The 26,630-nt window shown below is 65.0% G+C and carries 22 protein-coding genes; 13 read left to right on the top strand and 9 right to left on the bottom strand.

Features of this window, described 5'->3' with window-relative positions; all coding sequences use genetic code 11:
• Positions 1 to 10: 10 nt before the first annotated feature.
• Complete coding sequence (locus GN330_RS20310) at positions 11 to 391, top strand: DUF4870 family protein (protein ID WP_156714931.1); 381 nt, start codon at positions 11 to 13, stop codon at positions 389 to 391.
• 117 nt (positions 392 to 508) lie between these two features.
• A complete protein-coding gene (gene glcF / locus GN330_RS20305) occupies positions 509 to 1,816 on the top strand; it encodes a glycolate oxidase subunit GlcF (RefSeq protein WP_343040985.1) in 1,308 nt (435 codons plus the stop codon).
• A gap of 4 nt (positions 1,817 to 1,820) precedes the next feature.
• Here glcF and GN330_RS20300 read toward each other — a convergent pair whose 3' ends face one another.
• Positions 1,821 to 2,687, bottom strand: coding sequence for a bile acid:sodium symporter family protein (locus GN330_RS20300; protein ID WP_156714929.1), 867 nt, complete (start codon positions 2,685 to 2,687; stop codon positions 1,821 to 1,823).
• Positions 2,688 to 3,000: 313 nt separating this feature from the next.
• Entirely contained in the window at positions 3,001 to 3,843 is an 843-nt protein-coding gene (locus GN330_RS20295) for a L,D-transpeptidase (protein WP_156714927.1), read from the bottom strand.
• 226 nt (positions 3,844 to 4,069) lie between these two features.
• Here GN330_RS20295 and GN330_RS20290 point away from each other — a divergent pair, with 226 nt between their 5' ends.
• The 5 genes from GN330_RS20290 (at position 4,070) to GN330_RS20270 (ending at position 10,086) form a co-directional block, all read left to right on the top strand.
• Complete coding sequence (locus GN330_RS20290) at positions 4,070 to 4,708, top strand: DNA-3-methyladenine glycosylase I (RefSeq protein ID WP_156714925.1); 639 nt, start codon at positions 4,070 to 4,072, stop codon at positions 4,706 to 4,708.
• Between the two features lie 115 nt (positions 4,709 to 4,823).
• Positions 4,824 to 6,383 (top strand): histidine--tRNA ligase, encoded by a 1,560-nt coding sequence (gene hisS / locus GN330_RS20285; RefSeq protein WP_156714923.1) that lies wholly within the window; start codon positions 4,824 to 4,826, stop codon positions 6,381 to 6,383.
• A gap of 58 nt (positions 6,384 to 6,441) precedes the next feature.
• Positions 6,442 to 7,560: an ATP phosphoribosyltransferase regulatory subunit gene (locus GN330_RS20280; protein ID WP_156714921.1), complete on the top strand. Its 1,119-nt coding sequence runs from the start codon at positions 6,442 to 6,444 to the stop codon at positions 7,558 to 7,560.
• Complete coding sequence (hisG, locus tag GN330_RS20275) at positions 7,557 to 8,255, top strand: ATP phosphoribosyltransferase (RefSeq protein WP_156714918.1); 699 nt, start codon at positions 7,557 to 7,559, stop codon at positions 8,253 to 8,255. Before GN330_RS20280 ends, hisG begins: the two co-directional genes overlap by 4 nt.
• A 106-nt stretch (positions 8,256 to 8,361) precedes the next feature.
• Positions 8,362 to 10,086 (top strand): AMP-binding protein, encoded by a 1,725-nt coding sequence (locus GN330_RS20270; protein WP_156714916.1) that lies wholly within the window; start codon positions 8,362 to 8,364, stop codon positions 10,084 to 10,086.
• Between the two features lie 63 nt (positions 10,087 to 10,149).
• On the opposite strand, the gene GN330_RS20265 is transcribed toward GN330_RS20270, so the two are convergent.
• Together GN330_RS20265 and fumC are read right to left on the bottom strand one after the other, a co-directional pair.
• Positions 10,150 to 10,548 (bottom strand): DoxX family protein, encoded by a 399-nt coding sequence (locus GN330_RS20265; protein ID WP_156714914.1) that lies wholly within the window; start codon positions 10,546 to 10,548, stop codon positions 10,150 to 10,152.
• Positions 10,549 to 10,671: 123 nt separating this feature from the next.
• The gene (gene fumC / locus GN330_RS20260) at positions 10,672 to 12,063 is read right to left on the bottom strand and encodes a class II fumarate hydratase (RefSeq protein WP_156714912.1); all 1,392 of its coding nucleotides are present in this window, start codon (positions 12,061 to 12,063) and stop codon (positions 10,672 to 10,674) included.
• Positions 12,064 to 12,246: 183 nt separating this feature from the next.
• On the opposite strand from fumC, the gene GN330_RS20255 reads away from it, so the two are divergent.
• The 4 genes from GN330_RS20255 to GN330_RS20240 all read left to right on the top strand — a co-directional run bounded on the left by GN330_RS20255 (position 12,247) and on the right by GN330_RS20240 (position 15,250).
• Positions 12,247 to 12,663 (top strand): YciI family protein, encoded by a 417-nt coding sequence (locus tag GN330_RS20255; protein ID WP_156714910.1) that lies wholly within the window; start codon positions 12,247 to 12,249, stop codon positions 12,661 to 12,663.
• Positions 12,664 to 12,712: 49 nt separating this feature from the next.
• Positions 12,713 to 13,123 (top strand): YciI family protein, encoded by a 411-nt coding sequence (locus tag GN330_RS20250; protein ID WP_156714908.1) that lies wholly within the window; start codon positions 12,713 to 12,715, stop codon positions 13,121 to 13,123.
• Positions 13,124 to 13,256: 133 nt separating this feature from the next.
• Positions 13,257 to 14,531 (top strand): RNA polymerase sigma factor, encoded by a 1,275-nt coding sequence (locus tag GN330_RS20245; protein ID WP_343040981.1) that lies wholly within the window; start codon positions 13,257 to 13,259, stop codon positions 14,529 to 14,531.
• A 62-nt stretch (positions 14,532 to 14,593) separates the two neighbouring features.
• On the top strand, positions 14,594 to 15,250 hold the full coding sequence (locus GN330_RS20240) for a class I SAM-dependent methyltransferase (RefSeq protein WP_156714905.1): 657 nt from the start codon (positions 14,594 to 14,596) through the stop codon (positions 15,248 to 15,250).
• A 206-nt stretch (positions 15,251 to 15,456) separates the two neighbouring features.
• Here the strand turns inward: GN330_RS20240 and GN330_RS20235 are convergent, their stop codons facing one another.
• Complete coding sequence (locus GN330_RS20235; protein WP_156714903.1) at positions 15,457 to 16,845, bottom strand: MATE family efflux transporter; 1,389 nt, start codon at positions 16,843 to 16,845, stop codon at positions 15,457 to 15,459.
• 236 nt (positions 16,846 to 17,081) lie between these two features.
• On the opposite strand from GN330_RS20235, the gene GN330_RS20230 reads away from it, so the two are divergent.
• Both GN330_RS20230 and GN330_RS24155 read left to right on the top strand, forming a co-directional pair.
• Entirely contained in the window at positions 17,082 to 18,362 is a 1,281-nt protein-coding gene (locus GN330_RS20230) for a hemolysin family protein (RefSeq protein ID WP_156714901.1), read from the top strand.
• A gap of 222 nt (positions 18,363 to 18,584) precedes the next feature.
• A complete protein-coding gene (locus GN330_RS24155; RefSeq protein WP_156714898.1) occupies positions 18,585 to 20,294 on the top strand; it encodes a tetratricopeptide repeat protein in 1,710 nt (569 codons plus the stop codon).
• Positions 20,295 to 20,355: 61 nt separating this feature from the next.
• Here the strand turns inward: GN330_RS24155 and groL are convergent, their stop codons facing one another.
• The 4 genes from groL to GN330_RS20205 all read right to left on the bottom strand — a co-directional run bounded on the left by groL (position 20,356) and on the right by GN330_RS20205 (position 26,617).
• Entirely contained in the window at positions 20,356 to 22,008 is a 1,653-nt protein-coding gene (groL, locus tag GN330_RS20220; protein WP_156714895.1) for a chaperonin GroEL, read from the bottom strand.
• A gap of 62 nt (positions 22,009 to 22,070) precedes the next feature.
• Positions 22,071 to 22,367 (bottom strand): co-chaperone GroES, encoded by a 297-nt coding sequence (gene groES / locus GN330_RS20215; RefSeq protein ID WP_156714893.1) that lies wholly within the window; start codon positions 22,365 to 22,367, stop codon positions 22,071 to 22,073.
• A 268-nt stretch (positions 22,368 to 22,635) separates the two neighbouring features.
• On the bottom strand, positions 22,636 to 24,588 hold the full coding sequence (locus GN330_RS20210) for a pilus assembly protein (protein ID WP_281349462.1): 1,953 nt from the start codon (positions 24,586 to 24,588) through the stop codon (positions 22,636 to 22,638).
• Positions 24,589 to 24,721: 133 nt separating this feature from the next.
• Positions 24,722 to 26,617 carry a TadE/TadG family type IV pilus assembly protein gene (locus GN330_RS20205; protein ID WP_156714891.1) on the bottom strand — a complete coding sequence of 632 codons (1,896 nt, stop codon included), beginning with the start codon at positions 26,615 to 26,617 and terminating at the stop codon, positions 24,722 to 24,724.
• Positions 26,618 to 26,630: the final 13 nt, after the last annotated feature.

The following is a 26,630-nucleotide window of genomic DNA, read 5'->3' as shown; positions in this document are numbered from 1 at the left end:
GAGACGAGTGATGAGCGACATGAATTCCGGTCCGAACGAGCCGCGCCAGACGGATCGCTGGCTCGAGGCCGGCAAGACCAACATCCAGATCATCTACGTGCTTTACCTGGTCAGCCTGGCCATCGGCGTGACCGCGCTGATCGGTATCGTGCTCGCGCACATGAACCGCGGCAAGGCGGGCGGCTGGGTGGAGACGCACTATACCTGGGCGATCCGCACCTTCTGGATCGGCGTGCTTTACGGCGTGATCTGCGTCGTCCTGGCGGTGATCGGCATCGGCTTCCTGCTGATGATCGCGGTCGCGGTGTGGGCGATCGTGCGCATCGTCATCGGCCTGCAGAAATCCTCACGCGACGAGCCGATCGACAATCCGGAAAGCTGGCTGATTTGACGGCCGTCAGGGGAAGGGGCGCGGACCTGCCCGCATCGGCGGTGTGGCCGCCGCCGGGCGAGACGGACGTCGCCGTGCCCACCACCGCTATTTTTCTTCCCCGATCCAGGATTTGACGTGCAGACCGCTTTCACTCCCGAACAGCTCGCCGATCCTCATATCGCCGAATCGGAGGCGATTTTGCGCAAATGCGTGCATTGCGGCTTCTGCACGGCGACATGCCCGACCTATGTGACGCTCGGCAACGAACTCGACAGTCCGCGCGGGCGCATCTACCTGATCAAGGACATGCTGGAAAACGGCCGTCCGGCCGACACGGAGATCGTCACCCATGTCGATCGCTGCCTGTCGTGCCTGGCCTGCATGACGACCTGTCCGTCCGGCGTCAATTACATGCACCTTGTCGATCACGCCCGCGCCCATATCGAAAAGACCTATCGCCGGCCGTTGATCGACCGCCTGACGCGGCGTCTGCTCGCCATGGTGCTGCCCTATCCGGCGCGGTTTCGCGCCGCGCTGTCTCTGGCCGGACTCGGCCGGCCGTTCGCCGGTCTTTTCCGGCGGATCGGGCCGTTGAAGCCGCTGGGCGCCATGCTGGCGCTCGCTCCGGCGCGCGTGCCGAAAAAATCCGCCTCGGCGTTGCCGGGCGTGCGCGGCGCGCAAGGCGAGCGCAAGGGGCGGGTGGCGCTGCTTTCGGGCTGCGCGCAGCCGGTGCTCGATCCCGGCATCAACGATGCGGCGATCCGGCTTCTGACGCGGCTCGGCATCGAGGTGGTGGTCGCCGCAGGCGAGGGGTGTTGCGGCGCGCTGGTGCATCATATGGGCCGCGAGGCGGACGCGCTGGACGCGGCCCGGCGTAATGTCGACGCCTGGACGGCCGAACTCGACAAAGGCGGCCTCGACGCCGTCATCATCACCGCGTCGGGCTGCGGCACGACGATCAAGGATTACGGTTTCATGCTGCGGCTGGACCCGGCCTATGCGGATAAGGCGGCGCGCGTGTCGGCGCTTGCCAAGGATATCACCGAATATCTGACGGGCCTCGACCTGCCCGAACCCGCAACCCCGTCCGGCCTGACGGTCGCCTATCATTCGGCCTGCTCGATGCAGCACGGCCAGAAGATCGTCCGGGAGCCGAAGGCGCTCCTGAGCCGGGCCGGCTTTGCCGTGAAGGAGCCGCGCGAGGGGCATCTGTGCTGCGGTTCGGCCGGCACCTACAACATCCTCCAGCCCGAGATCGCCGCCCGGCTGGGTGCGCGTAAGGTGAAAAACATCGAGGCGACGGGCGCGGCGCTGGTGGCGACCGGCAATATTGGCTGCATGACCCAGATCGCGACCGGGTCCGACCTGCCGGTGGTGCACACGGTCGAATTGCTCGACTGGGCCTATGGCGGGCCGAAACCCGACGGCGTGCCGGCCGGTTGAACGTTCAGGCGGGCGTGAGCCGTCGCCGCCACAGCACGAACGGGACCGACACCAGATACATGGTGATGCCGTAAACACCGGATGGCAGCGAAAAGGGTGGAAGGCCGGTCGCCTGCTCGCTGATCAGCGAGCCGACGGTGATGCCGAGCGTGGCGTTCTGGATGCCGGTCTCGATGGCGATCGCCGACGACCGGCCGCGATTGAGCCCGCCGCTTCGCGCCAGCGCCATGCCGATGGCAAGCATGACCACGTTGAGGGCGACAACGGCGGGGCCGAGCACCGGCAGATTGGCGACGAATACCGTCCAGTTGGACGCCAGCGCGCCGGCGACGACGATGCAAAACAGCGCCGTGGCCAGGTGGGAGACCGGCGTTTCGACGGCGTCGGCGAAGCGGGCGGCGAAGCGCCGGACCAGCATGCCGATCGCCACCGGCACGGCGGTGATGGCGAACATGGCGACGCCGAGCGCGGTGACGTCGACCGGCGGGGCGTCGACACCCAGGAAATGGCCGGCCGCCAGGCCGACGAGCACCGGTACCGTGACCACCGAGACCAGGCTGATGACGCCGGTCAGCGAGATCGACAGGGCGAGGTCGCCTTTGGCGAAACGGGTCAGGATGTTGGAGGTCACGCCGCCCGGGCAGAAGGACAGGATCATCAGGCCGACCGCCAGCTCGCCCGAAATCCCGAAGCCGATCACGGTCAGGTAGGCGATCAGCGGCAACAGCACAAGCTGCGCGACGGCGCCAATGGCAAACGCTTTCGGCTCGCGCGCCACACGCGCGAAATCGGCGAGCGTGAGGCCGAGCCCGAGCGAAAACATGATGATGGCGAGCGCCAGCGGCAAGAAGACGGACAGGATGATGTCCATAGGTTCCCTCCCTGCGGCACGCGCCGCCCGTCAGGAAATGGCGCGTCGCGTGCCTGTTCCACAATCCGGCGCGTGGCCGCGGCCATGCGCCGGCCGGCGAATCGTCGCCGTTTCTCTCCCTCGACCTGCCTACACCAGATTCCTGAATGAGAGAACGCTAATATTTAAGATTGTGCGACCAGGGTTCGGCCGGAGCGTGGAACGAAAGAAGGGCGGCGCGCCCCCTCGGCACGCCGCCCCTTCGCCGCGTCGTGGCCGATCGCGCTGCAACCGGCTGCCCCCGCCGCGAAAACCGGGCCTCGTTATGTCGATGTCAGATCACCTTGACCCTGGTGCCGACGCCGACGCGTTCGTAAAGCTCGATCACGTCCTCGTTGCGCATGCGGATGCAGCCTGAAGAGACCGCCTGGCCGATCGTCCAGGGCTGGTTGGTGCCGTGGATGCGATAGAGCGTCGAGCCCAGATAAAGCGCGCGGGCGCCGAGCGGGTTGGCGGGGCCGCCCTTCATGTGGACTGGCAGGATGCGGCCCTTCTTGCGCTCGCGGGCGATCATCTCGGCCGGCGGGCGCCAGTCCGGCCATTCGCGCTTCTGGGTAACCTTGTGCGTGCCGGCCCATTCAAAACCGGGCTTGCCGGTGCCGACGCCGTAGCGCCGTGCCTTGCCGTTCGGCTGGACGAGATAGAGGAAGTTCTGGGTGGTGTCGATGACGATGGTGCCGGGTTTTTCCGGCCCGTCATAGTCGATCGTCTGCGGCAGATAGATCGGGTTCATCTGCGGCCGGGCCGGCTTCTGCGCCGGCCGGGCGACGGCAGCCGTTTCCAATGGCCGGTTGCGATGGGTGCGTGTCGCGCGCGGCTCGGCGAAACGGACCTGCGCGCCGCGCTCGTAAACGACGCCGCCGCGCCGCACATAAGCCGGTCGCGGCTGATCCATCGTCCGGCGGGCGCGCGCGATGGCCTCGGCATTGCCGATGCGGCGCGCTGTGTTGGACCGGTCGATGGTCGGCTTTCTCTTTAACTGCATGACCCAGGGTGCACTCAGGTCGGGGCTGACCGTCAGCGGCGGGCGTTTTCCGTAACGCTCGCCGGCCGTCGCACCCGAAACCAGCAGGGCGAAGGCGGCGGCAGCGCCGGCAAACAAGGACAGGATTCGCATCGGACGTACTCTCCACATTTCGTCTGATGACCGGGCGCGAATGACGAGGGGACGCCCGGAAACAACGACGATTGTCGCGATGCGAAGAGTCGGAATGGTGAATCCGGTTCGTTAAAATGCCGAACTGTCAGGAAAGAGTCCGGTGTGGTTACCGGCCGGTTCAGGAATCTGGTAAAGGCGCGCTTAAAGCCGGCCCCGGGCGCGTTAACGAACGGATTTCGAGTGCATGGACGAGCAGAAAAGCGGATTGATCGCGGGTGAGGACGGGGCGCTGCGCTGTTTCTGGCACGGCAACGACCCGTTCTATCAGCACTATCACGACCATGAATGGGGCCGTCCGGTCGCCGACGACCGGCGCCTGTTCGAAAAAATCTGCCTGGAGGGATTCCAGGCCGGGCTTTCCTGGATCACCATCCTGAGAAAACGGGAGAATTTCCGCGAGGCTTTCGAGAATTTCCACATCGACCGGCTGGCGCTCTATACCGAGCGCGACGTGGAGCGGCTGTTGACCAATGCCGGCATTGTGCGCCACCGCGGCAAGATCGAATCCGCCATCAACAATGCCCGCCGGGCGCGCGAACTGGCCGACGAGGCCGGCTCGCTCGCGGCCTGGTTCTGGTCGTTCGAGCCGGGTGCGGAGGAGCGGCCGGCCGTGGTGGACTACGCCACGCTTATCGCCAATCCGAAGACGGCGACCTCGACGCGCATCTCCAAGGAGCTGAAGCGGCGCGGCTGGTCGTTTGTCGGCCCGACCACGGTCTATGCGTTCATGCAGGCGATGGGGCTGGTCAACGACCATATCGAAGGCTGCGTGTGCCGGAAGGTGGTGGAGCTCGAACGCGAGCAATTCGCCCGGCCGGGCTGACCGGCCCGACCCTTGCCGCTCCCTGCCGCATCGGTTACACGCCGGCTGTCGTTTCTTTTGTTTTAGAAACGTTTCACGCCACACGGTTCACTCCATCGCCTGGACGCAGCACGACATGAGCGGCAAACCCCAGAAAATGAAAGCGCGGCTGCCGCGCGGCCTCGTCGACCGTTCGCCGGCCGATATCCGCGCCGTGGAGGAGATGTGCGGCAGGATCCGCGAAGTCTACGAGCTTTACGGCTTTGAGCCGGTGGAAACGCCGCTGATCGAATATACCGACGCGCTCGGCAAGTTCCTGCCCGACCAGGACCGGCCGAACGAGGGCGTGTTTTCGTTTCAGGACGACGACGAGCAGTGGCTGTCGCTGCGCTACGACCTGACCGCGCCGCTGGCGCGCCACGTCGCTGAGAATTTCAACGACATCCAGCTTCCCTACCGCACCTATCGCGCCGGCTGGGTGTTCCGCAACGAAAAGCCGGGCCCGGGCCGCTTCCGCCAGTTCATGCAGTTCGACGCCGACACGGTCGGCGCGCCCTCGGTGGCGGCGGACGCCGAAATGGCGATGATGATGGCCGACGTGATGGAGGCGCTCGGCATCGCCCGCGGCGACTACGTCATCCGCGTCAACAACCGCAAGGTGCTCGACGGGGTGATGGAGGCGATCGGGCTTAGCGGCGCCGAGAATGCCGGCCGCCGGCTGACCGTGCTGCGGGCGATCGACAAGCTCGACAAGTTCGGGCCGGAAGGCGTCAAGCTGCTGCTCGGTCCCGGCCGCTGGGACGGCGGGCGCGAGGGCGAGGGCGATTTCACCAACGGCGCGGGGCTGGATGAGACGCAGGCCGCGATCATCATCGATTTCGTCGGGAAGGAGGGCTTTCTCCAGGAAGTCAGAGAAGGCCGCTATCGCAGCCCGTTGAGAAGCGAAAACCCCGATCGCACGCCGGTCAATTTCGAAGCGCTGCAAGCGATGACGCGCGAGGGTGCTTCCGAACTGGAGCAGATAGCATCTCTTGTGGAAGCCGCCGGCTACGGCCCGGATCGCATCCGCATCGACCCCTCGGTCGTGCGCGGGCTCGAATATTACACCGGTCCCGTCTACGAGGCCGAGCTCACCGCCGAGATCCCCAATGAAAAGGGCGAGATCGTACGCTTCGGCTCGGTCGGCGGCGGCGGGCGTTATGACGGGCTGGTGTCGCGGTTTCGCGGCCAGCCGGTGCCGGCGACCGGGTTTTCGATCGGCGTGTCGCGGCTCGCCACCGCGCTGAAGAATCTCGGCAAGCTCGGCCAGGACCCGGTGCGGCCGCCGGTTCTGGTCACCGTCATGGACGGCGACACGGCGGCGATGGCGAAATACCAGCAATTCACCCAGGCGCTGCGCGCCGCCGGCATCCGCGCGGAGATGTATCAGGGCAATTGGAAGAAATTCGGCAACCAGCTCAAATATGCCGACCGGCGCGGTTGCCCGGTCGCCGTCATCCAGGGCGCGGACGAGCGCGACCGGGGCGAGGTGCAGGTCAAGGACCTGCTCGAGGGCGCCCGGCTTTCGGCCGAAATCGACAGCAACGAGGAATGGCGCGAGGCGCGCGTGGCGCAGGTCTCGGTGCCCGAAGCCGAGCTTGTCGCCACGGTCGAGCGCATATTGAAGGCACAGGCCAGGGAGCGGGACGGCCGGTGATGCGGGCTTCTGTCTCTTCGCGCGCGGGCTTCGTGCGCGCGGCCGGCAGCGGGCGGTCATGACGGCGCGTCCGCCCTTTGCCGAGGATATTGCGGCCGTGTTCGCCGAGCGCGGCGCGGCGATGGTCGAGGTGGCGATGTTGCAGCCGGCCGAGCCGTTTCTGGACATGGCCGGCGAGGATCTGCGCCGGCGTATCTACCTGACGGAGAGCGAAACCGGCGAGACGCTGTGCCTCAGGCCCGAATTCACCATTCCCGTCTGTCTCGACCATATCGAAAGCCGCGCCGGTACGCCGCGCCGCTATGCCTATCTCGGCGAGGTTTTTCGCCAGCGCCGCGAGGGCGGCAGCGAGTTCTTCCAGGCCGGCATCGAGGATCTGGGCGAGACCGACATCGCGACCGCCGACGCCCGTTCGCTGGCCGATGCGCATGCGCTGCTTGAGCGGACGCTGCCCGGACGGACGCTTTCGGTCACGCTCGGCGACCAGACGATTTTCGAGGCCGTGCTTGCCGCGCTCGGCCTGCCGCGCGGCTGGCGTATGCGACTTGCCCGCGCCTTCGGCGCGCCGGACCAGCTCGAGGCGGCGCTTGCCGACCTCGCCGATCCGCCCAAAAACGTCGCCCTGCCGGCGCCGGTCGCCGCCTTCGTCGCCGATGGCGATCATGGCGGGCTGACGGCGCATATCGCGGCAGGCATGGAGGAGGCCGACCTGTCGGCGGCGCTCGGGCGCACGCCGGCCGAGATCGCCCGCCGGCTGATCGAAAAGGCCGAGCTGAGAAGCGTCAGGCTGTCGGCCGAGGCGTTCGCGGCGCTGAAGCGCTTTCTGGCGATCCACGCGCCGCTCGGCGACGCGGCCGCCGCGCTCGAGGCCTTCGCGGGCGATGCCGGCATTTCGCTGGGAGCCGCGCTCGACGGTTTCGCCGCCCGCGCCGACGCGATCGCGGCTTACAACCTGGCGGGCAATGGCGTCCATTACGACGCCGCCTTCGGCCGGCCGCTCGACTATTATACCGGGCTCGTCTTCGAGATCTCGGCCGCAGGCGGCGAGCGGCCGCTTGCCGGCGGCGGCCGTTACGACCGGCTGCTGACGCTTCTGGGGGCGCAAAACCCGATACCCGGCGTCGGCTTTTCGGTCTGGCTCGACCGGATCGAGGCCCTGCGGGAGGCCGCGCCATGACCGTCACGCTCGCCCTGCCGTCCAAGGGCCGTCTGCGCGAGGAGGCGATGGCGGTGTTCGCGCGCGCCGGGCTGCCGGTCGTGGCGCCGCAAGATACGCGCCGCTACCGCGCCCGTATCGATGGCCGCGACGACATCGAGGTCGCCTTCCTGTCGGCATCGGAGATTGCCAGCGAGCTCGGCCGCGGTGCCGTCGACCTCGGCGTAACCGGCGAGGATCTGGTGCGCGAGAGCCTGGCCGACTGGCAGGCCCGGGTCGCCATCGCCGCGCGGCTGGGCTTCGGCCGGGCCGACGTGGTGGTCGCGGTGCCCGATATCTGGCTCGACGTGGCCACCATGGCCGATCTCGACGACGTGGCGGCGGATTTTCGCCAGCGCCATGGCCGCCGGCTCAGGATCGCGACCAAGTACTGGCGCCTCACGCAGCAGTTCTTTTCCCAGATGCACGGCATCCAGGTCTACCGGATCGTGGAAAGCCTCGGCGCCACCGAAGGCGCGCCGGCTGCCGGCCAGGCCGACGTGATCGTCGACATCACCTCCACCGGCTCGACGCTGAAGGCCAATCATCTGCGCGTGCTCGACGACGGCATCATCCTGAAATCGCAGGCGTGCCTGGTGACGGCGCTGAAGGCGCGCGAGACGGCCGACGCGGCGCTGGTTGCCGAGATCGGCGACAGGGTGGCCCGGGCGCTGTAGGCGCCGTCCCGAAGCGCGGCCGGCGCATTGCGGCGGCGATGCCGGGTGCTAAACTCCTCCGAAAGCCGGCCGCGGCAGGTCGACGGCGGCGTCAGAGAGGACAGGCATGACCAATCAGCCGGCCCGGGAACCAGCGTTGACGCCGGTCGACGGGCTTTCGCATGTCGTGGGGGATCGGACGCGGCCCCTGCTGGAAGAAACCATCCCCGCCCGGCTTGCCGCGACCGTGGCGCGCTTCGGCGAGCGCGAGGCCGCCGTGTTTTGCGCCGAGGGGACCCGGCTGACCTGGCGGGAATTTGCCGACGAGGTCGACCGGCTTGCCGCGGGGCTGCTGGCGCTTGGCATCGGCCGCGGCGACCGGGTCGGCATCTGGTCGCCCAACCGGCGCGAATGGCTGCTGACGCAGTTCGCCACCGCACGTATCGGCGTCGTGCTGGTCAACATCAACCCGTCCTACCGGCTCTACGAACTGGACTACGCGCTCAACAAGGTGGGCTGCCGGGCGCTGATCACCGCGGCCGCGTTCAAATCGTCCGATTATCTCGGCATGATCCGCGAGCTCGCGCCGGAACTGGACGAGGCCGTGCCGGGTGGCCTGAAGGCGGCGCGCCTGCCGGCGCTGACCACCGTCATCCGCATGGGCGAGGGGCGTTCGCCCGGCATGTTCGGCTTCCAGGAGGTGATGGAACTCGGCGGGGCCGAGGAGCATGCGCGGCTCGATGCGGTCAGCGCCGGTCTCGATCCGGACGACGCGATCAACATCCAGTTCACCAGTGGTACCACCGGTGCGCCCAAAGGCGCGACGCTCAGCCATCGCAACATTCTCAACAACGCCCATTTCGTCACCCAGACGATGAATTTCACCGAGGCCGACCGGTTGGCGATCCCGGTGCCGCTTTATCATTGCTTCGGCATGGTCATGGGCACGCTGGGCTGCGTGAGCAAGGGCGCGGCGATGATCTTTCCCGGCGAGGGTTTCGACCCCGAGGCGACGCTGGCGGCGGTGGCCGGCGAGCGCTGCACCGGTCTCTACGGAGTGCCGACCATGTTCGTGGCCATGCTCGACCACCCCGGTTTCACCGGTTTCGACCTTTCCAGCCTGCGAACCGGCATCATGGCCGGCGCGCCCTGTCCGGTCGAGGTGATGAAGCGGGTGCAGCGCGACATGAACATGAGCGAAGTGACCATTGCCTACGGCATGACGGAGACCAGCCCGGTCTCCTTCCAAAGCCATGTCGACGATCCGCTGGAAAAGCGCGTCTCGACGGTGGGACGGGTTCATCCGCATGTCGAGGTCAAGATCGTCGTCGCGGATGGCGCGACGGTGCCGGTGGGGGTCTCGGGCGAGTTGTGCACGCGCGGCTATTCGGTGATGAAAGGCTATTGGGACGAGCCGGAACGAACCGCCGAAGCGATCGACGCAGACGGTTGGATGCATACCGGCGATCTCGCCACGATCGACGCGCAAGGGTATTGCAACATTGTTGGGCGGGTGAAGGACATGATCATCCGCGGCGGAGAGAACGTCTATCCGCGCGAGATCGAGGAGTTTTTATACCGTCATCCCAAGGTGCGCGAGGTTCAGGTGTTCGGCGTGCCGGACCCGCGCTACGGCGAGGAGATCTGCGCCTGGGTGGTCGCGGCGGGCGAGGCGCCGACCGAGGACGAAATCCGCGCCTTCTGCCAGGGACAGATCGCCCATTTCAAGATCCCGCGCCATGTACGGGTCAAGGACGTGCTGCCGATGACGGTTACCGGCAAGCCGCAGAAATTCATCATGCGCGAGACCATGATCGAGGAGCTCGGCCTGGCGGTCGACGAGACAGCATAGGCGGGTTTTGGCATCGCGACGGCCCGGAAACCTCCCGGACCGTCGGTATTTCGACTGTATGGGTTACGCGGCGACCGTCTTGCCGGTGCGGGCGTCGACCGACAGCGAACCGGGGCCGGCCACGAACAGGGCGAGCAGGCCGCCGGCGATGGTGATGTTCTTCATGAACAGGATCATCTGCATCTGGTCGGCCGGCGCGTAGTGGAAGACGAAACCGGTGAAAACGCAGAAGGCGGCGAGCGCCAACGCGGTCAGTCCGGTCTGGAAGCCGACCAAAAGGGCGATGCCGGCAAGCGTTTCGAAAATCGCCGCGAGCCAGGCCAGAAGCGTGCCGGCCGGCAGGCCGACCGAGGTGATGTAGCCGGCGGTGCCGTCGATTGTGCCGAATTTTTGCAGGCCGGCCATGATGAACATCACCGAGAGCAGAATGCGCGCGATGAGCAGGATGACGCTGGTTGACATAAGAGTGTTCTCCGGAGGTTTTTTCAGTGGCGTGAAGATAAGGTCATGCGTCTGTGGCAAAAAGTGTCTGTCAGGGGACTGTTCGTTCACGATTGTTGAACGGAGAATGGCGACGGCTCCATCTTATCCCGGCTTCGTCATCTCCCGCGGCCGCACGAGACGGTCGTAGTCCTGCGCGTCGACCAGCCCCGTCGCCAGCGCCTCCTCGCGCAGGGTGGTGCCGTTCTTATGCGCGTTCTTGGCGATTTTCGCCGCGTTGTCGTAGCCGATGGTGGGTGCGAGCGCGGTGACCAGCATCAGCGAACGTTCGAGTGCCGCCTGGATATTGTCTTCGCGCGCTTCGATGCCGGCGACGCACCGGTCGGTGAAGGAGCGCGCTGCGTCGGCCATCAACTGTACCGATTGCAGGAAATTATAGGCCATCACCGGGTTGTAGACATTGAGCTCGAAATGGCCCTGGCTGCCGGCGAAGGTCAGTGCGGCATTGTTGCCGAAGACCTGGACGCAGACCTGGGTCAGCGCCTCGCACTGGGTCGGGTTGACCTTGCCCGGCATGATCGAGGATCCGGGCTCATTTTCCGGCAGGGCGAGTTCGCCGAGCCCCGAACGCGGCCCGGAGCCGAGAAAGCGGATGTCGTTGGCGATCTTGTAGAGCGCGGCGGCGGCGGCGTTGATCGCGCCGTGCGCGAACACCATCGCATCGTGCGCGGCGAGCGCCTCGAACTTGTTGGGCGCGGTGGTAAAGGGCAGGCCGGTTATGGCTGCGATCCGTTCGGCAATCTTTTCGGCGAAGCCGACCGGCGCGTTGAGCCCGGTGCCGACCGCGGTGCCGCCCTGGGCAAGTTCCATCAGGCCGGGCAGGGTGGTTTCGATGCGGGCGATCGCGGAGGCGACCTGCGCGGCGTAGCCGGAAAATTCCTGGCCGAGCGTCAGGGGCGTGGCGTCCTGGGTGTGGGTGCGGCCGATCTTGACGATGTCCGCGAACGCTTTCGCCTTGGCGTCGAGTGCATCGTGCAGGTGGGAGAGCGCGGGCAAAAGGTCGTGCACGATGCGCTCCGCGCAGGCGATATGCATGGCGGTCGGGAAGGTGTCGTTGGACGACTGGCTCATATTGACGTGATCGTTGGGATGGACCGGGTCCTTCGATCCGACGGTGCCGCCGAGTATCTCGATCGCCCGGTTTGCGATCACCTCGTTGGCGTTCATGTTGGACTGGGTGCCGGATCCGGTCTGCCACACGGAAAGCGGAAAATGCTTGTCGAGGCGGCCGTCGCTCACCTCCTGGGCCGCGGCCGCGATCGCGTCGGCGCGTTCGGTGTCGAGGCGACCGAGCGCTTGATTGGTCTCGGCGGCGGCGCGCTTGACGATGCCGAGCGCGCGCACGATCGATAGCGGCTGTTTTTCCCAGCCGATGCTGAAATTCTCCAGCGAACGCTGCGCCTGCGCACCCCAATAACGGTCTGCCGGAACATCGATCGGGCCGAACGTGTCGGTTTCGGTGCGCGTGTGCGTCATGGCATCCATCCTGCATAGTGTGTGTCCGCCAAGATAGGCGCGCGCGTGCCGCCTCGCCACCGGGAGGAAATTCCCGTTACAAAAAAATGCCGTCCGATGTCGATTTCGCGAGCGCCCGTGCGTCGTGTTGACGAAACCGTCCCGCGATGGGCCGGTAAGGGATACGAGGTGAAGGAGAGCAAGATGCGTGTGATGGTATTGGTCAAGGCAACAGCCGATTCCGAAGCCGGCGTGATGCCGAGCACGGAGCTTTTGAACGAGATGGGCCGGTTCAACGAGGAACTGGTGAAATCGGGCGTGCTGCTTGCCGGCGAGGGGTTGCATCCATCCAGGAAAGCGGCGCGGATCGATTTTTCGGGCACCGAACGCATGGTCGTGGACGGACCCTTCGCCGAAACCAAGGAACTGGTTGCCGGTTTCTGGATCCTGCAGGTCAAATCGATGGACGAGGCGATAGAGTGGCTGAAGCGTTCGCCCTTTCAGGACGGCCAGGTCGAGATCAGGCCGATCTTCGAGCTGGAGGATTTCGGCGACGCCGCCACGCCGGAAGTCCGCGAACGTGAGCAACGCCTGCGCGCCCAGACCGAGGGCCGGGATTGATTTTACGGCGAAAGCGACTTGTGCGCCTTGACCGCCTGAGGAGAACCAGATGAGATTCATGATGCTGATGATCCCGGCCGGCTACGAGAGTGCCGCGCCGGGAACCATGCCCGACGACAAGGACCAGCTCGACGCGATGATGGACTATAATCGCGCGATGCAGCAGGCCGGCGTGCTGGTCGCATGCGACGGTCTTCATCCGCCCTCGATGGGCGCGCGGGTGCGCTTCGACACCGGACGTCCGGTGGTCACGGATGGGCCTTTCACGGAGGCCAAGGAGGTGCTGGGCGGTTACTGGGTGATCGACGTTGCCTCGCGCGCTGCGGCGATCGAATGGGCCCGGCGCTGTCCGGGTGCGCCCAACGAGATGATCGAGGTCAGACAGGTGATGGAAACGGGCGATTTTCCCGAAGACATGCAGGGTTCGCTCTCCGACTTCGCCGACATGCAGAACCGCTGAGCCCGCGTTCGTCACGGCAGCGATTAACGCCAAGATATTGGATCGCGGTTCGTTCACCAATCGGCGGGAAACCAGTCAGCATGGGTGCAAAGCGTGACTTGCGTCGTCGCGATCCCCGTTCTATTCGGGGCGCGTGACGGGCACCGACACTCATCGCGCCATCGAGGCGGTCTGGCGTATCGAACAGGCGAAGCTGATCGCCAGCCTTACGAGGCAGGTGCGCGATGTCGGCCTGGCCGAGGAGTTCGCGCAGGAAGCGCTCGTTGCTGCGCTCAAAAGCTGGCCGCGGACCGGCGTTCCCGACAGGCCCGGAGCCTGGCTGATGGCCACCGCCAAGCGCCGCGCCATCGATCATTTCCGCCACAACAAGCTGATCGAGCGCAAGCATGCCGAGATCGGTCGCGACATGGAAGCCGAGCTGGATCCGGTGGCCGATATCGAGGCGGCGATGGACGACCCCGTCGGCGACGACCTCTTGAGCCTGATCTTCACCGCATGTCACCCGGTGTTGTCGGCCGAGGCGCGCGCCGCGCTCACGCTGCGACTGGTGGGCGGACTGACCACCGGCGAGATCGCGCGCGCCTTTCTCGTTCCCGAACCGACGGTCGCGCAGCGCATCGTGCGCGCCAAGAAGGCTCTGGCCGAGGCCAATGTTGCCTTCGAGGTGCCGCGCGGGACGCAGATGGCGGAACGGCTGGGCTCGGTACTGGCGGTGATCTATCTGATCTTCAACGAGGGTTATTCGGCGACCGCCGGCAATGACTGGACCCGGCCGCAGCTTTGCGAGGAGGCGATGCGGCTCGGGCGCATCCTGGCCGAATTGGCGCCGGACGAGCCGGAAGTCCATGGGCTGGTCGCGCTGATGGAAATCCAGGCCTCGCGCATCGGTGCGCGCACCGACGAGAAGGGCGAACCCGTTCTCCTGCTCGACCAGGACCGGGGACGCTGGAATCGGCTGCTGATCAGGCGCGGGCTTGCCGGGCTCGCCCGTGCCGAGACGCTGGGCGGGCGCGGCTCATACGTGCTGCAGGCGGCTATCGCGGCCTGTCATGCGCGCGCCGTGACCGCTGGCGAGACGGATTGGGCGCGCATCGCCGACCTCTACGCCGAATTGGCCCGGCTGACGCCGTCGCCGGTGGTCGAGCTCAACCGCGCCGTGGCGGTGTCGATGGCGCGTGGCCCGGCGGCGGGATTGGAGATCGTCGACCGCTTGGTCACGGGAAACGCGCTCAAGGCCTATCATCTGCTGCCGAGCGTACGGGGCGATTTCCTCGCCAAGCTCGGTCGCTTCGCTGAGGCGCGGGCCGAGTTCGAGCAGGCGTCGACGCTGACGCGCAATGCGCGCGAAAAGGCACTGCTCACCGAACGGGCGCAAGCCTGCGCTCGCGGCGAGCGCCCGGCGCGCTGAGGCATCGGGGATCGCGATGGTGGTGTTTGCGACGTCTTGCAGCCGCACGCGCGCCATCCGATATGGGGCTCAAAGTTCCCCTATCCGCGGAGGCGAGCGTGAACGGTAATGATCAGGCCCATTGGGACAATGTCTATGGCAGCAAGACCGAAGGCGAGGTGAGCTGGTTCCAGGACGAGCCGGACATCTCGTTGACCCTGCTTGCCCTTGTCGGCGCGAGCCCCGACGACACTATCGTGGATGTCGGTGGCGGCGCTTCGCGGCTGGTCGACTGCCTGCTGGACAAGGGGTTTGCCCATGTCAGCGTTCTCGACCTTTCGGCCGCCGCGCTCGCGGCCGCTCAGGTTCGTCTCGGCGCACGGTCCGACGCTGCCAAATGGATTACGGCCGATGCCCGACGCTGGCAGCCACCGGAGGCATACGATATCTGGCACGACCGCGCGGCTTTTCACTTCCTCACCGGGGCGGATGATCAGCGGGCCTATATCGAGCGGTTGAATCGCGGGCTCAAGGACGGGGGACATGTCATCATCGGCACCTTCGCGCCCGACGGCCCGGAAAAGTGCAGCGGCCTGCCGGTCGTCCGGCATAATGCCGACAGTCTTTCGCGCCTGCTCGGCCCCGGCTATATCCTCGTCGACAGCCGTCGTCACGAGCACAAGACGCCGTGGGGGGCGGTGCAGAAATTCCAGTTCAGCACGTTCAAGCGCGGCTCGTAGTCCCGTCAGCGCCCAGCAATCCCCTCCCGCCCATGCCCCGTCGCGCGGCTTTGAAAAGCCAAATGCAACAGGGCGTTGCGCCTGTGCGTTGACAGATCGATTCCGCTACTTCGCGCGGGGATTCATGCCGCGCGGGACAAAACGCGCCCGGGCGGCCGAGGCCGGCAGCCCTGCGCTCCCGTCCCGCGCGGTTCTGCACCCGTCGACTACGCGCTCTGGTGGAAGACACCCCAACGCCGGCCTGTTTTGGCCTGACGATGCGCGAGCACCATGACGGCAAGGCACAGGGCCAGCATCTCCGCCAACGGCGAGGCGAGCCAGATGCCCTGTTCGCCGATCAGTGGCGGCAAAGCCACGGTGAGCGGGATCGCAAACAGATAGGTGCGCGACAGATTGAGCACGGCGGTCCTGGTCGCGTCGCCGATCGCCTGGAAATAACCGGCCAGCATCATCAGCGGGCCGACGACGACATAGGCCGCGGTGACGACCGGCAGGATACGGGCGAGTTCCGCAACGGTTGCCGGATCATCGACGAAGACGGCTCCGATCGTCCGCCGCGCCAGCAAAAGGCTCACCTGGACGCTCGCGCAATAGGCCAAGGCAACGAGAACCGCCAGTCGCAGACTCGCGTCCGAACGATGCCACAGCCCGGCGCCGAAATTGTTTCCGGCGATCGTCTGCAGCGCCATGCTCAGCCCGAGCAGCGGCAGATAGGTGAAGGTGAGCACGCGGGTGGCGATGCCGTAGGCGGCAACCGTTTCGGTATATCCGTCGCCGCCCCAGACCTGGATCATGGCGATTGTCGCGCCCGAGCCGAGCGAGATGCCGAGAAAGGTCAGGCTCTGCGGCGCGCCCAGCGCCAGGAATTCGCGCCAGCCATGGCGCCAGGCATCGGCGGGCAGAAGGGCGAACTTCAGCGGCGTGCTGGCACGCAACCGGAAGACCAGGACGGCGGCGAATGACATGACCATGGCCGCGACCGTGCCGGCGGCGGAGCCGGCGACACCGAAATCGAAAACGACGATCAGCAGATAGTTGAAGACGATATTGGCGCTTGAGGTCACCAGGCTGACCGCCGCCATCAGGCCCATGCGACCCTCGCAGCGCAGTGCGTCCGCGTTGATCGACAGCACGAACATCACCGGCGAGAACCAGATCAGGATGGAGATGTAGCGATAGCCGTCGCGCGCCAGTCCGGCCGATCCGTTGGCGAGCCAGCCGGCAAGGGCCGCGCCGCCAAGCGCAAACCCGGCGACCAGCCCGAGGCACAGCAAAAGGGCGAGCGTGTGTGCGCCGACGAAGGCGGCGCGCGCGCCGTCGAAATCGGCCGCGCCGAGGCGGCGGGCCAGAACGCTTGCCATGCCGCCGGCGACAAGCGTGGCCAGCGCGACGAGCAGCATGTAGACGGGGAACATCAGCGTGACGGCCGAAAGCGCGGCGGCGCCGACGAACTCACCCAGGAAGTAGGCGTCGATCACTGTCTGGAGGCCGTTCATCGCCATGATGAGCACGATCGGCGCGGTGGTGCGGACGAACAGGGTGGGCAGAGCGCCGCCCAGAAACGTATTGTGTTGGGAAGATCGGGTCGCGGTCATGTGTCGGTCTCCTGGCGCCGGAGGACGACGAATGGGGCCCGCATTGCCATGTCAGCGGCGCGTCGGAAATCGACGAATTGTCCGAGGAGGCTTCACCGTGGCGTTTCGCCGGCGGGCGGCAGGTGCCTCGACCGGATGCGCACCTAGCCGCTCGCCATCTTGCTGTCAATGGCGCGTCGTACCCCGGGGCGGCATTTACGTTGACCGTGCGGCGATGCCGGGCTAGTCGGGATCGCATGTTCGAGCTTGCCGTTGCCGCCGTCCTGATCGTCCTCAACGGGGTTTTCGCCCTGTCGGAACTGGCCGTGGTGTCGGCGCGCCGGCCACGGCTGCAACTCCTGGCCGCGCGGCGGCGGCGCGGCGCCAGGGCAGCGCTCAGGCTTTCGCAGGATCCGGGCAAGTTCTTGTCGACGGTGCAGATCGGCATCACCCTGGTCGGCATCCTGGCTGGCGCCTTTTCCGGCGCGGCACTCGGCAGCCGGCTGAGCGTGATCCTGGTGGAGGCGGGTTTTCCGGCCAGTAGCGCGGGGCTGGCCGGCTACGCGATTGTGATTGCCGCCATCACCTTCTTTTCGCTGCTGATCGGCGAACTCGTTCCCAAACATCTCGCGCTCAAGAATGCCGAGGCCTTCGCCTGCACGATGGCGCCGGCGATGGAGCTTTTGTCGAAGGTCGCCGCGCCGCTGGTGTGGCTGCTCGACAAATGCACCAAGGGGGTGTTGTTCGTGCTCGGCATGTCGGCGGAAGCCCAGAACGCCATCACCGACGAGGAAATCCAGACCCTGGTCGCCGAGGCCGAGAGCGCCGGCGTCATCGACAGCGCGGAACAGGCGATGATTGCCGGGGTGATGCGGCTTGGCGACCGCAATGTGCGCGCCCTGATGACGCCGCGCACCGAGGTCGAAATGCTGAATGCGGCCATGAGCGAGGCGGCGCTGCGCAAGGCGGTGGCCTCGGCCGCGACCCATTCGATCATGCCCGTCCACGAAGGCGACGCCGATCAGCCTCTCGGTGTGGTGCGGCTGCGCGATCTGGTCGGACCGATCGGTTCCAAGCGCAAGTTCGATCTGAAAAAACATACGCTCGCCGCGCCGATCATCCCCGATACGATCGGCGCGCTCGGGGTCTTGCGCGTCCTGCGCGACGCCGACGTGCCGATGGCGCTGGTGCATGACGAGTTCGGCCATTTCGAGGGCGTCGTCACACCGGCCGATATTCTCGACGCGATCGCGGGCGCCTTCCGCTCGGATCTCGACAGCGGCGAGCCGGAAGCCAGGCAGCGGGCGGACGGCTCGTGGCTGCTGAGCGGGGCGATGCCGGCCGACGAGATGGCCGAACTGCTTTATCTCGAACTGCCGCAAAAGCCGGGCTACGACACCGTGGCGGGTTTCATACTCGACGGGCTGAAACGCATCCCCGAGGTTGGCGAGATCATGGAGTTTGAGGGCTGGCGCTTCGAGGTCGTCGACCTCGACGGCCGCCGCATCGACAAGGTGATTGCAAGCCGCGAGGCGTAAGGTGGCGTGCGGGTCGGTGCCATGTGCTGCACGCTGCATACCGCTGCCACTGCCGGGCGGGTCGGGTAGTTGAGCGTATGAAACGCCTCTTTCGACTCAACAACCTCCTGCTCGGCGGCGCCGAGGGGAAACTTACGTTGGAGATTGTGCACGTTTCGATCTAGCATGTCATGAGCAGTTCAAGGACATTACGCCGTTTCGAATGGTGTGGAGGAAAATTTTGTGGAGTCGACAAGTCTTCTTTCGGAATTTGTCGGCTTCTGGCCGAACGTTTGGACCAGTTTCTGGAAACTTTCAGATGTGGAGAAAGTAACCAACGCATTGGCGCTTCTTGCCCCAGTGTCAGTCCTATGGGGATTTACTACGCGGCGATTCCTACGCAGCGCAAAGAAGGATCTAAACGAGCAGATAGAAGGATTGAAGACGCAAAATCTTGCGCTTGAGTCTGCCAACAAGCGGGACAAGGCCGAGATAGCCGAACGAGACGCTAGACTTCGAGAGCTTTCGTTTGCAGTTCTCTCCGAAGCGCGAAGGCTTGCGGAGTCTGAGCGCAGCGACGGGAACGAGGAGCGTGCGATTGCCAAGCTGCGCGACAGCTTCGAGACCGTCCGCCCCGACCTCACACGCTTGTGTGCTGATCTCTCTCTTCACCACGCGTCGATTGCGCCGGACTTTGGCAGTCATCATCTCGCCGAAGCCGTCCGCCTGGCGGACATTGCACTACTGCTTACGCCGGATGATGCAGAAGCCGCGGACATCCGGCACGAACTTGTCGAAATCGATGCCGAAGCCGCGCAAACAGCCGGAGCATACGATCCGCTCGATCCCAAATGGGATGATGCGCGTTGGTTCATGCATGCAGGATCCACGGAAAACGCGGCCGCGGTTTTCGAAGCATTGGTAGCAAAGGGACTTGCCGCCAACGAGGCGGGTCACTACCGGCGTGGTGAGCGCATATTAAGGCGGGCCTACCGGACTGGGGTCGAGCTTTATGGTGAACTTGACGAACGGGCGCTTCGCGCCACTTGGCCGTGGCTGCAGGATCTCGATGTCTTAAACCTTGCCAATCAAGCGTTGGAACTTGCCTCAAGTCTGTCCCATCGGCTGGAGGCCGGGACGATTTTGCGGGCAGCTGCGGACTATTATCGAGCGCGGGCGCTGCATTCGCTCGGGCGCTTTTTTGAAGCGCTCGAGATCACGGATATGAACGTCGAGGCATGGACGCGATTGCGGGGGGCTGATGACCCTGAAACTCTGGCCAATCGCTACCTGCGCGCGCTTTTGCTGGGTGAGATTGGCGAGACTGAGAAGGCGCTGCCAGAAGCCGTGGTGCTGCTAACGGTTACGGAACGTGTCGAGGGAAAGGATCGTCACGACACGTTGGGAACCCGCCATCTCCGAGCGCTGCTGCTGCAAGGGGCCGGCGAGCCAAAGAAGGCGCTCGCGGAAGTGGAGGCGCTCCTGCCGATCCAAGAGCGGGTCAACGGACCGAACCATCCCAGTACATTGGCGACTCGCCATCTGTACGCCTCGCTGCTGAACGATAGCGGCGAGCCAAAGAAGGCGCTTGCGGAAGTGGAGGCGCTCCTGCCGATCCAAGAGCGGGTCAACGGCCCAGAACATCCGAGCGCACTTGCGTCACGATATTTGCGTGCATCGTTGCACCATGACTTGGGCGAGACCGCAATTGCCCTTCAGGAAGTCGGGACGCTGTTGCTCATCCGCACGCGCGTCAGCGGATTGGAGCATCCAGACACTCTTCGTACGCGGTGGCTGAACGCAAGGATACGTGCGCGCACAGATATCCAAGGTGCTATCTCCGAGTTGGAAGCAGTTACGCCGCTTATCGCGGCAAAGCGCAGCATAAATCATCGCCACTACAAAGATGCGGTGGATTTGTTGAGCAAATTGCGGACTGGCAGTGGAGACTGACGCAACAAAAAGGGCGGCATCGCTGCCGCCCTTTCCGTAAGGTTTCGGCGTTTGGCCGGACTTAGAAGTCCATGCCGCCCATGCCGCCCATGCCACCCATGCCACCGCCGGGCATGGCCGGAGCAGCCGCTTCCTTCTGCGGCTTCTCGGCGATCATGGCTTCGGTGGTGACCAGCAGGCCGGCAACGGATGCCGCATCCTGAAGCGCGGTGCGCACCACCTTGACCGGATCGACGATGCCCATGGCGATCAGGTCGCCATACTCGCCGGTCTGGGCGTTGTAGCCAAAGGTCGCCGACTTGTTCTCGAGGATCTTGCCGGCCACGATCGAGGCTTCGTCGCCCGAGTTTTCGGCGATCTGGCGAGCCGGAGACTGGAGCGCACGGCGCACGATGTTGATACCGGCGTCCTGGTCGGCATTCTCGCCCTTGACCTTGATGCCGACCGAAGCGCGCAGCAGCGCGACGCCGCCGCCTGCAACGATGCCTTCCTCGACGGCCGCGCGGGTCGCGTTGAGGGCGTCGTCGACGCGGTCCTTCTTCTCCTTGACCTCGACCTCGGTCGCACCGCCGACGCGGATGACGGCAACGCCGCCGGCGAGCTTGGCCAGGCGCTCCTGCAGCTTCTCGCGGTCGTAGTCCGAAGACGTCTCCTCGATCTGCTGCTTGATCTGGGCGACGCGGGCCTGGATCTCGCTCTTCTTGCCGGCGCCGTCGACGATCGTGGTGTTTTCCTTGTCGATGCGCAGGCGCTTGGCGCGGCCGAGCATGTTCAGGTTGACGTTCTCGAGCTTGATGCCGAGGTCTTCCGAGATCACCTGGCCGCCGGTGAGGATGGCGATGTCCTCAAGCATCGCCTTGCGGCGATCGCCGAAGCCCGGCGCCTTGACGGCCGCGACCTTCAGGCCGCCGCGCAGCTTGTTGACCACCAGGGTCGCCAGCGCCTCGCCTTCCACGTCCTCGGCAATAATCAGCAGCGGCTTGGACGACTGCACCACCGATTCCAGCACCGGAAGCATGGCCTGCAGGTTGGACAGCTTCTTCTCGTGCAGGAGGATGTAGGCATCCTCGAGTTCGGCCACCATCTTGTCCGGATTGGTGACGAAATAGGGCGAGAGATAGCCGCGGTCGAACTGCATGCCTTCGACGACTTCGAGCTCGGTCTCGGCGGTCTTGGCTTCCTCGACCGTGATCACGCCCTCGTTGCCGACCTTCTGCATCGCCTCGGCGATCATCGCGCCGATTTCCTTCTCGCCATTGGCGGAGATGGTGCCGACCTGGGCGACTTCCTCGGAGGTCTTGATCTTCTTGGCCTTCTTGACCAGGTCCGCGGCGACCTCGGCAACGGCCAGATCGATACCGCGCTTGAGGTCCATCGGGTTCATGCCGGCGGCCACCGCCTTGGCGCCCTCGCGCACGATCGACTGGGCGAGAACCGTCGCGGTGGTGGTGCCGTCGCCGGCGATGTCGTTGGTCTTGGAGGCGACTTCGCGCACCATCTGCGCGCCCATGTTCTCGAACTTGTCTTCAAGCTCGATTTCCTTGGCGACGGTGACGCCGTCCTTGGTGATGCGCGGGGCGCCGAACGACTTGTCGATGACGACGTTGCGGCCCTTGGGGCCGAGCGTCACCTTGACGGCGTTGGCGAGAATATCGACGCCGCGCAGCATGCGTTCGCGCGCGTCTCGGGAGAATTTCACTTCTTTAGCGGCCATATCCTAACTCCTGGGCTTGCGCCCGAATGTCCGGTTGGATGGTTTTTTGAAACTGGGTCGGATCAGGCGATCACGCCCATGATGTCGGATTCCTTCATGATCAGGAGATCTTCATCATTGAGCTTCACTTCGGTGCCCGACCATTTGCCGAACAGAACCCGGTCGCCGACCTTGACGTCGAGCGGAACCAGCTTGCCGCTCTCGTCGCGCGCGCCGGAGCCGACAGCGATGATCTCGCCTTCCTGGGGCTTTTCCTTGGCGGTATCGGGAATGATGATGCCGCCTTTCGTCTTTTCCTCGGATTCGACCCGGCGAACGACCACGCGGTCATGAAGCGGGCGAAACTTCGACTTAGCCATGTGCATATCCTCAATGCGGACGGTGTGACTGGAAATATGTTTCCGGTGGAACCGGAAGGAATTAGCACTCACCAAAGGCGAGTGCTAACGAGCGCTGAAATAGTTCGTCGGCGGGGCCGTGTCAAGGATTGGGAGGGGCGATTTCGCGGCCGGGCCGGAGGACGCTGGGTGGCATCCGATCCGCGCCGCGTCAATAACGGCCCGTATTTGGGGTTAACGGTCCCGGCCCGCAAGAGGAGCGGCGGTTGGACCGAACGGGCGTTGCCGGTCAGCTCACGATGCGCAGATTGGAGAGCTCGTCGCCGATTTCCTTGAATTTCTCGGCGAGGTCGCCGCCGGTGGCGTTCCAAAATAGTTTTGCCGGCCGCGAGGGATCGCCGGGATCCTTGCGGAAGCGCGATTCCGACGCGCAGGCCCTGAGCCCGTCGATCTGCGCTTTTTCGGCGGCGTCGGCGGCCGTCAGGTCGAGCGCGACCGTCATGATTACTATGCCGGCCGATTTGGCGTTGGTGCATAGGGTCTGCAACTGCTCGTTCAGGGCGGTGGTGTAGTTCGAATTCGAAAAATCATAGGCGGCGACGGCACCGCCTGTTCCCATGAACATCCGCGTCTGGCCGCCGGTCGCATAGGTTACGCCGGTATAGCCGTAAGCGGAATAGGTCGATTTGTTGCCGGCGCTGTCCTGATAGCCGAGCGACCCGGGCGTGTAATAGGTGTTGGCGCCGTCGGTCAGAACGATCACCACCTTATCGTTGCCCTTTTCGGTTTCCGGTCGCCCCTGGGTAAAAGGCTCGCCGCCCGAAACGGTGCGCCAGCCCCAAGCGAGCCCCTCAGGGACGTTGGTGGCGCCGTTCGGCGTCATGGCGTCGATCGCGCTCTTGACGACGGCGATCCCGCTTTCGGTGGTTACGTCGGTTAGCGACGTGATCGGCTTGGTCGTGCACGAATAGTTCGGCCCCACGCCTTTCGGGGAGTCGGCGCCATAGGGGCGCACCTCGAAATATTTGGTCATGTTGCGCTGTCTGGCGGCGGCGGAACTGGTTTCGGTGCCGTCGTTCCACCAATTGTTGGAGGCGGAATAAGTATCCGGATCTGCGTCAAGCGCGGTTTCCCAGCGGTCGCCGGCCTCGTCCGGCGCAAACATGGGAACGAAAAGCGTGGCCGGGTCGCCGGTATAGACCCCTTCCACGCCAGTGGGCACGGCGGGCGGCGTGTCGGAGACGTTGTGGGGGTAGGGGCGCGCCTCCACACAGCCCTGCCAGCTCGCATAGGCGCCGACGGTCTCGTCATAATAGCCGGTTTCGCGCCAGTCGCCGCGCCGACAGCTGCCGTCGCGGCGATAGCTGGTGCACACAAATTCCTGGCCCGTCACCACCCATTCGCGCGTATCGACCCGCTTGATGTCCTTGTAGAGCGAAAGGCGCGACAGGATTTCGCCTTCCTCGCCGTCCCAGCCGGACCCGGCCTTGACCCACATGGCGCCGCTTCTTGCGGCCCGCTTGGTGCCGCTGCTCATCGTGGTCCAGTCGAAGTTCTCGTGATGGACGGGCGACAGGCCGGCGACGTCCATCCACGCCGCGCCAGAATTTTCCGGTCCGACATTTACCGAGGCGGCGAAGGGAACGAGCGAGAACTGAACGGGTTTTTCGACCTGCTTGATCAGGCTCGCCTGCTGGGCGAGCGTGTCGACGAGTTGCTTGGCGGCGGCCTTCAAAAGGTCGATGCGCATTTCGCCGGAGCCCGAACCGGTCTGGGACATCGAACCTGAATTGTCGAGCGCCAGCGCGACCTCGAGGGTGTTTTTCAGGCGTAGTTCGGTTTTCGCCGCGAAGCTGATTTCGTCGGCCGACGTGCCGTCGGCGAGCAGCGCCTTGAACACTGGGAAGAAATAAGGCTCGTAGTGGAGGCGGGCGCTCAGCTTCAATGTCCCGCCGCCCGCCTCGTTGCTGGGCAGGATTACCGTAAGCGCCGTGCGGGTCGGCTTGACCGGCCCGAGATTGGCCTCGAAGAAGGTTTTCGCATAGGCGTGCAACTCCGCCTCGTTCGCGCCTTCGACGATCCGCCTGGCCGTTGCGATGCCGGCCGCGTCGAGCGCGTTGAGCATCGCCTGTTTTTGCCGGTTCATCTCGGTGAAGTCGACGGCGATCGCCACCCCACCCATGATGGGCAGCAGGGCGAGTGCGAAGGCGACCGAATAATTGCCGGAAAGGTCGGCGCGCAACCGGGCAATCGCACGGTGGCCGTTTACGGCGACGCGGCACGCCCGGCGGAAGAGGCGGCGGGCGGTGAGGCCCCCACTTGCCGCCCCGCTCACGGGCGGCACCGATCACCGTCCGGCCGCCCGCTGCGCATCCTCACCCCACGATGCGCAGGTTGGACAGTTCGTCGGCGATTTCCTCGAACTTTTCCGAAAGATTGCCGCCGGTCGCGTTCCAGTAGAGTTTCGCCGCCTTGGAGGGATTGTCCGGGTCCTTGCGAAAGCGCGATTCAGACGCGCATGCCTTTAGCGCCTGGATGGCTTTCTTTTCGCTCGACTTGCTTTCGCTCAGATCCAGCGACACCGTCATCAGGATCAGCCCCTTGGTCTTGGCGTTGTCGCAGAGCTGTTGCATGTGATCGTTCATGGCCGCCGTGTAGTTGTCGTTGTAATAGCCGGACTTGTTGACACCGGTGTCGGTGCCCATGAACAGCCGGGTGAAGGAGGCGCCGGGTTGGGACTTTGCGGTGTAGCCGTAGGCGGAATAGATCGATTTGTTGTCGGCATCGTCGGAATGGCCGAGTGAGCCGGGAGTATAATAGGTGTTTTCCCCGTCGGTCAGCACGATCACCACCTTGTCGTTGCCGTTTTCGGTATCGGGTCGGCCTTCGCTGAAGGGCGCCGCGCCTGAAACCACGCGCCAGCCCCAGGCCAGACCCTCCGGCACGTTGGTGCCGCCATTGGGCGACATGTTGTCGATGGCATCGTTGATCTTGTTGAGGCCGACGGTCGTCGTGACGTCCACCAGCGGCGTGATCGGCTTGGTCGTGCACGAATAATTGGGGCCCTCGCCGTTGCCGGCCGAACTGGAGGTCGAAGAGGGCGTGAAATATTTCGGCATGAAGCCCTGCCGGTAGGCCGAACCGCCCGACGTCCCGTCCGACCAATAGCTGTTGGAGGCCCGGCCACCCGAGGTCAGGTCGGTCTCGTCGGGCGCGAACATGGGCACGAACAGCGTCGCCGGGGTGCTTTTGTTCGGCGTTGCGTCGTTGGTATTGTACGGATAGGGGCGGGCTTCCACGCAGCCCTGCCAACTCGCGTAGGAGCCGTAGGTGTATTTGTACTCGCCCTGGTCTACCCAGCCATAGCTCCGGCAGTTGCCCCACCAGTTATATTTCGTGCAGGTGTATTCCCAATTGCTTTCCCAGGTCTGGCCCGTGATGCGCTTCATCTCGTCGAGCATGCTGAAACGTGTGACGATGGCGCCTTCCGTATCGTTCCAGGCGTCGCCGCTCTTGACGTAGACCCCGCCCGCCGGCACGACCTTCTTGTCGTTCGGCATGGTCGACCAGTCGAAATTCTCGTGATGAATCGGCGAACGGCCCTCCGTATCCATCCAACTCGCGCCGGCATTGCCCGACCCGACATTGACCGACGCGGCGAACGGAACCAGTCCGAACTGAACCGGCTTGTCGACCTGCTTCATCTGCTCGGCTTCGTCGGCGAGCTTCTTGACCAGCTGTTTGGCTGCGTCCTTGAGCAGCGAGATTCGCTTCTTGCCGGATCCCGAGCCGTTATAGTCCATCGAGCCCGAATTATCGAGCACCAGTGCGACCTCGAGCGTGTTCTTCAACCTGATCTGGGTTTTGGCGGCGAAGTTTATTTCGCCGATCTCGGCACCGAGCAGACTGCCGAAAGCCGACAGAAAATAGGGTTCGTAGGGATGCTCGGCCTCGATGGTCAGAAGACCTCCGCCCTGCTTGCTCGTGGGCAGGATGACGTTGAATTTGGTCTTGGAGGTGTCGGCGCCGGGCACGTTGGCCTTGAAGAAGGCGAGCGCGTATTGCTTGGCCTCCTTCTCGTCGGCTCCTTCCACGATGCGGCGGGCCGTGGCGATGCCGGCCGCGTCGAGTGCGTTCAGTGTCGCGGTGCGCTGACGGGTGATCTCGGCGTAGTCGATCGCCAGCGCCAACCCGCCCATGATCGGCACGATGGCGATCGCGGTGGCGATCATGTAGTCGCCGCGAATATCGCGAAGAAACTTCCGGAACATCGTCGCTGCACCC

This window comes from Nitratireductor arenosus (assembly GCF_009742725.1).
Lineage (GTDB): Bacteria > Pseudomonadota > Alphaproteobacteria > Rhizobiales > Rhizobiaceae > Mangrovimarina > Mangrovimarina arenosa.
Note: the sequence above shows the minus strand (reverse complement) of the source record. Positions and strands in the feature narration are given on the sequence as shown.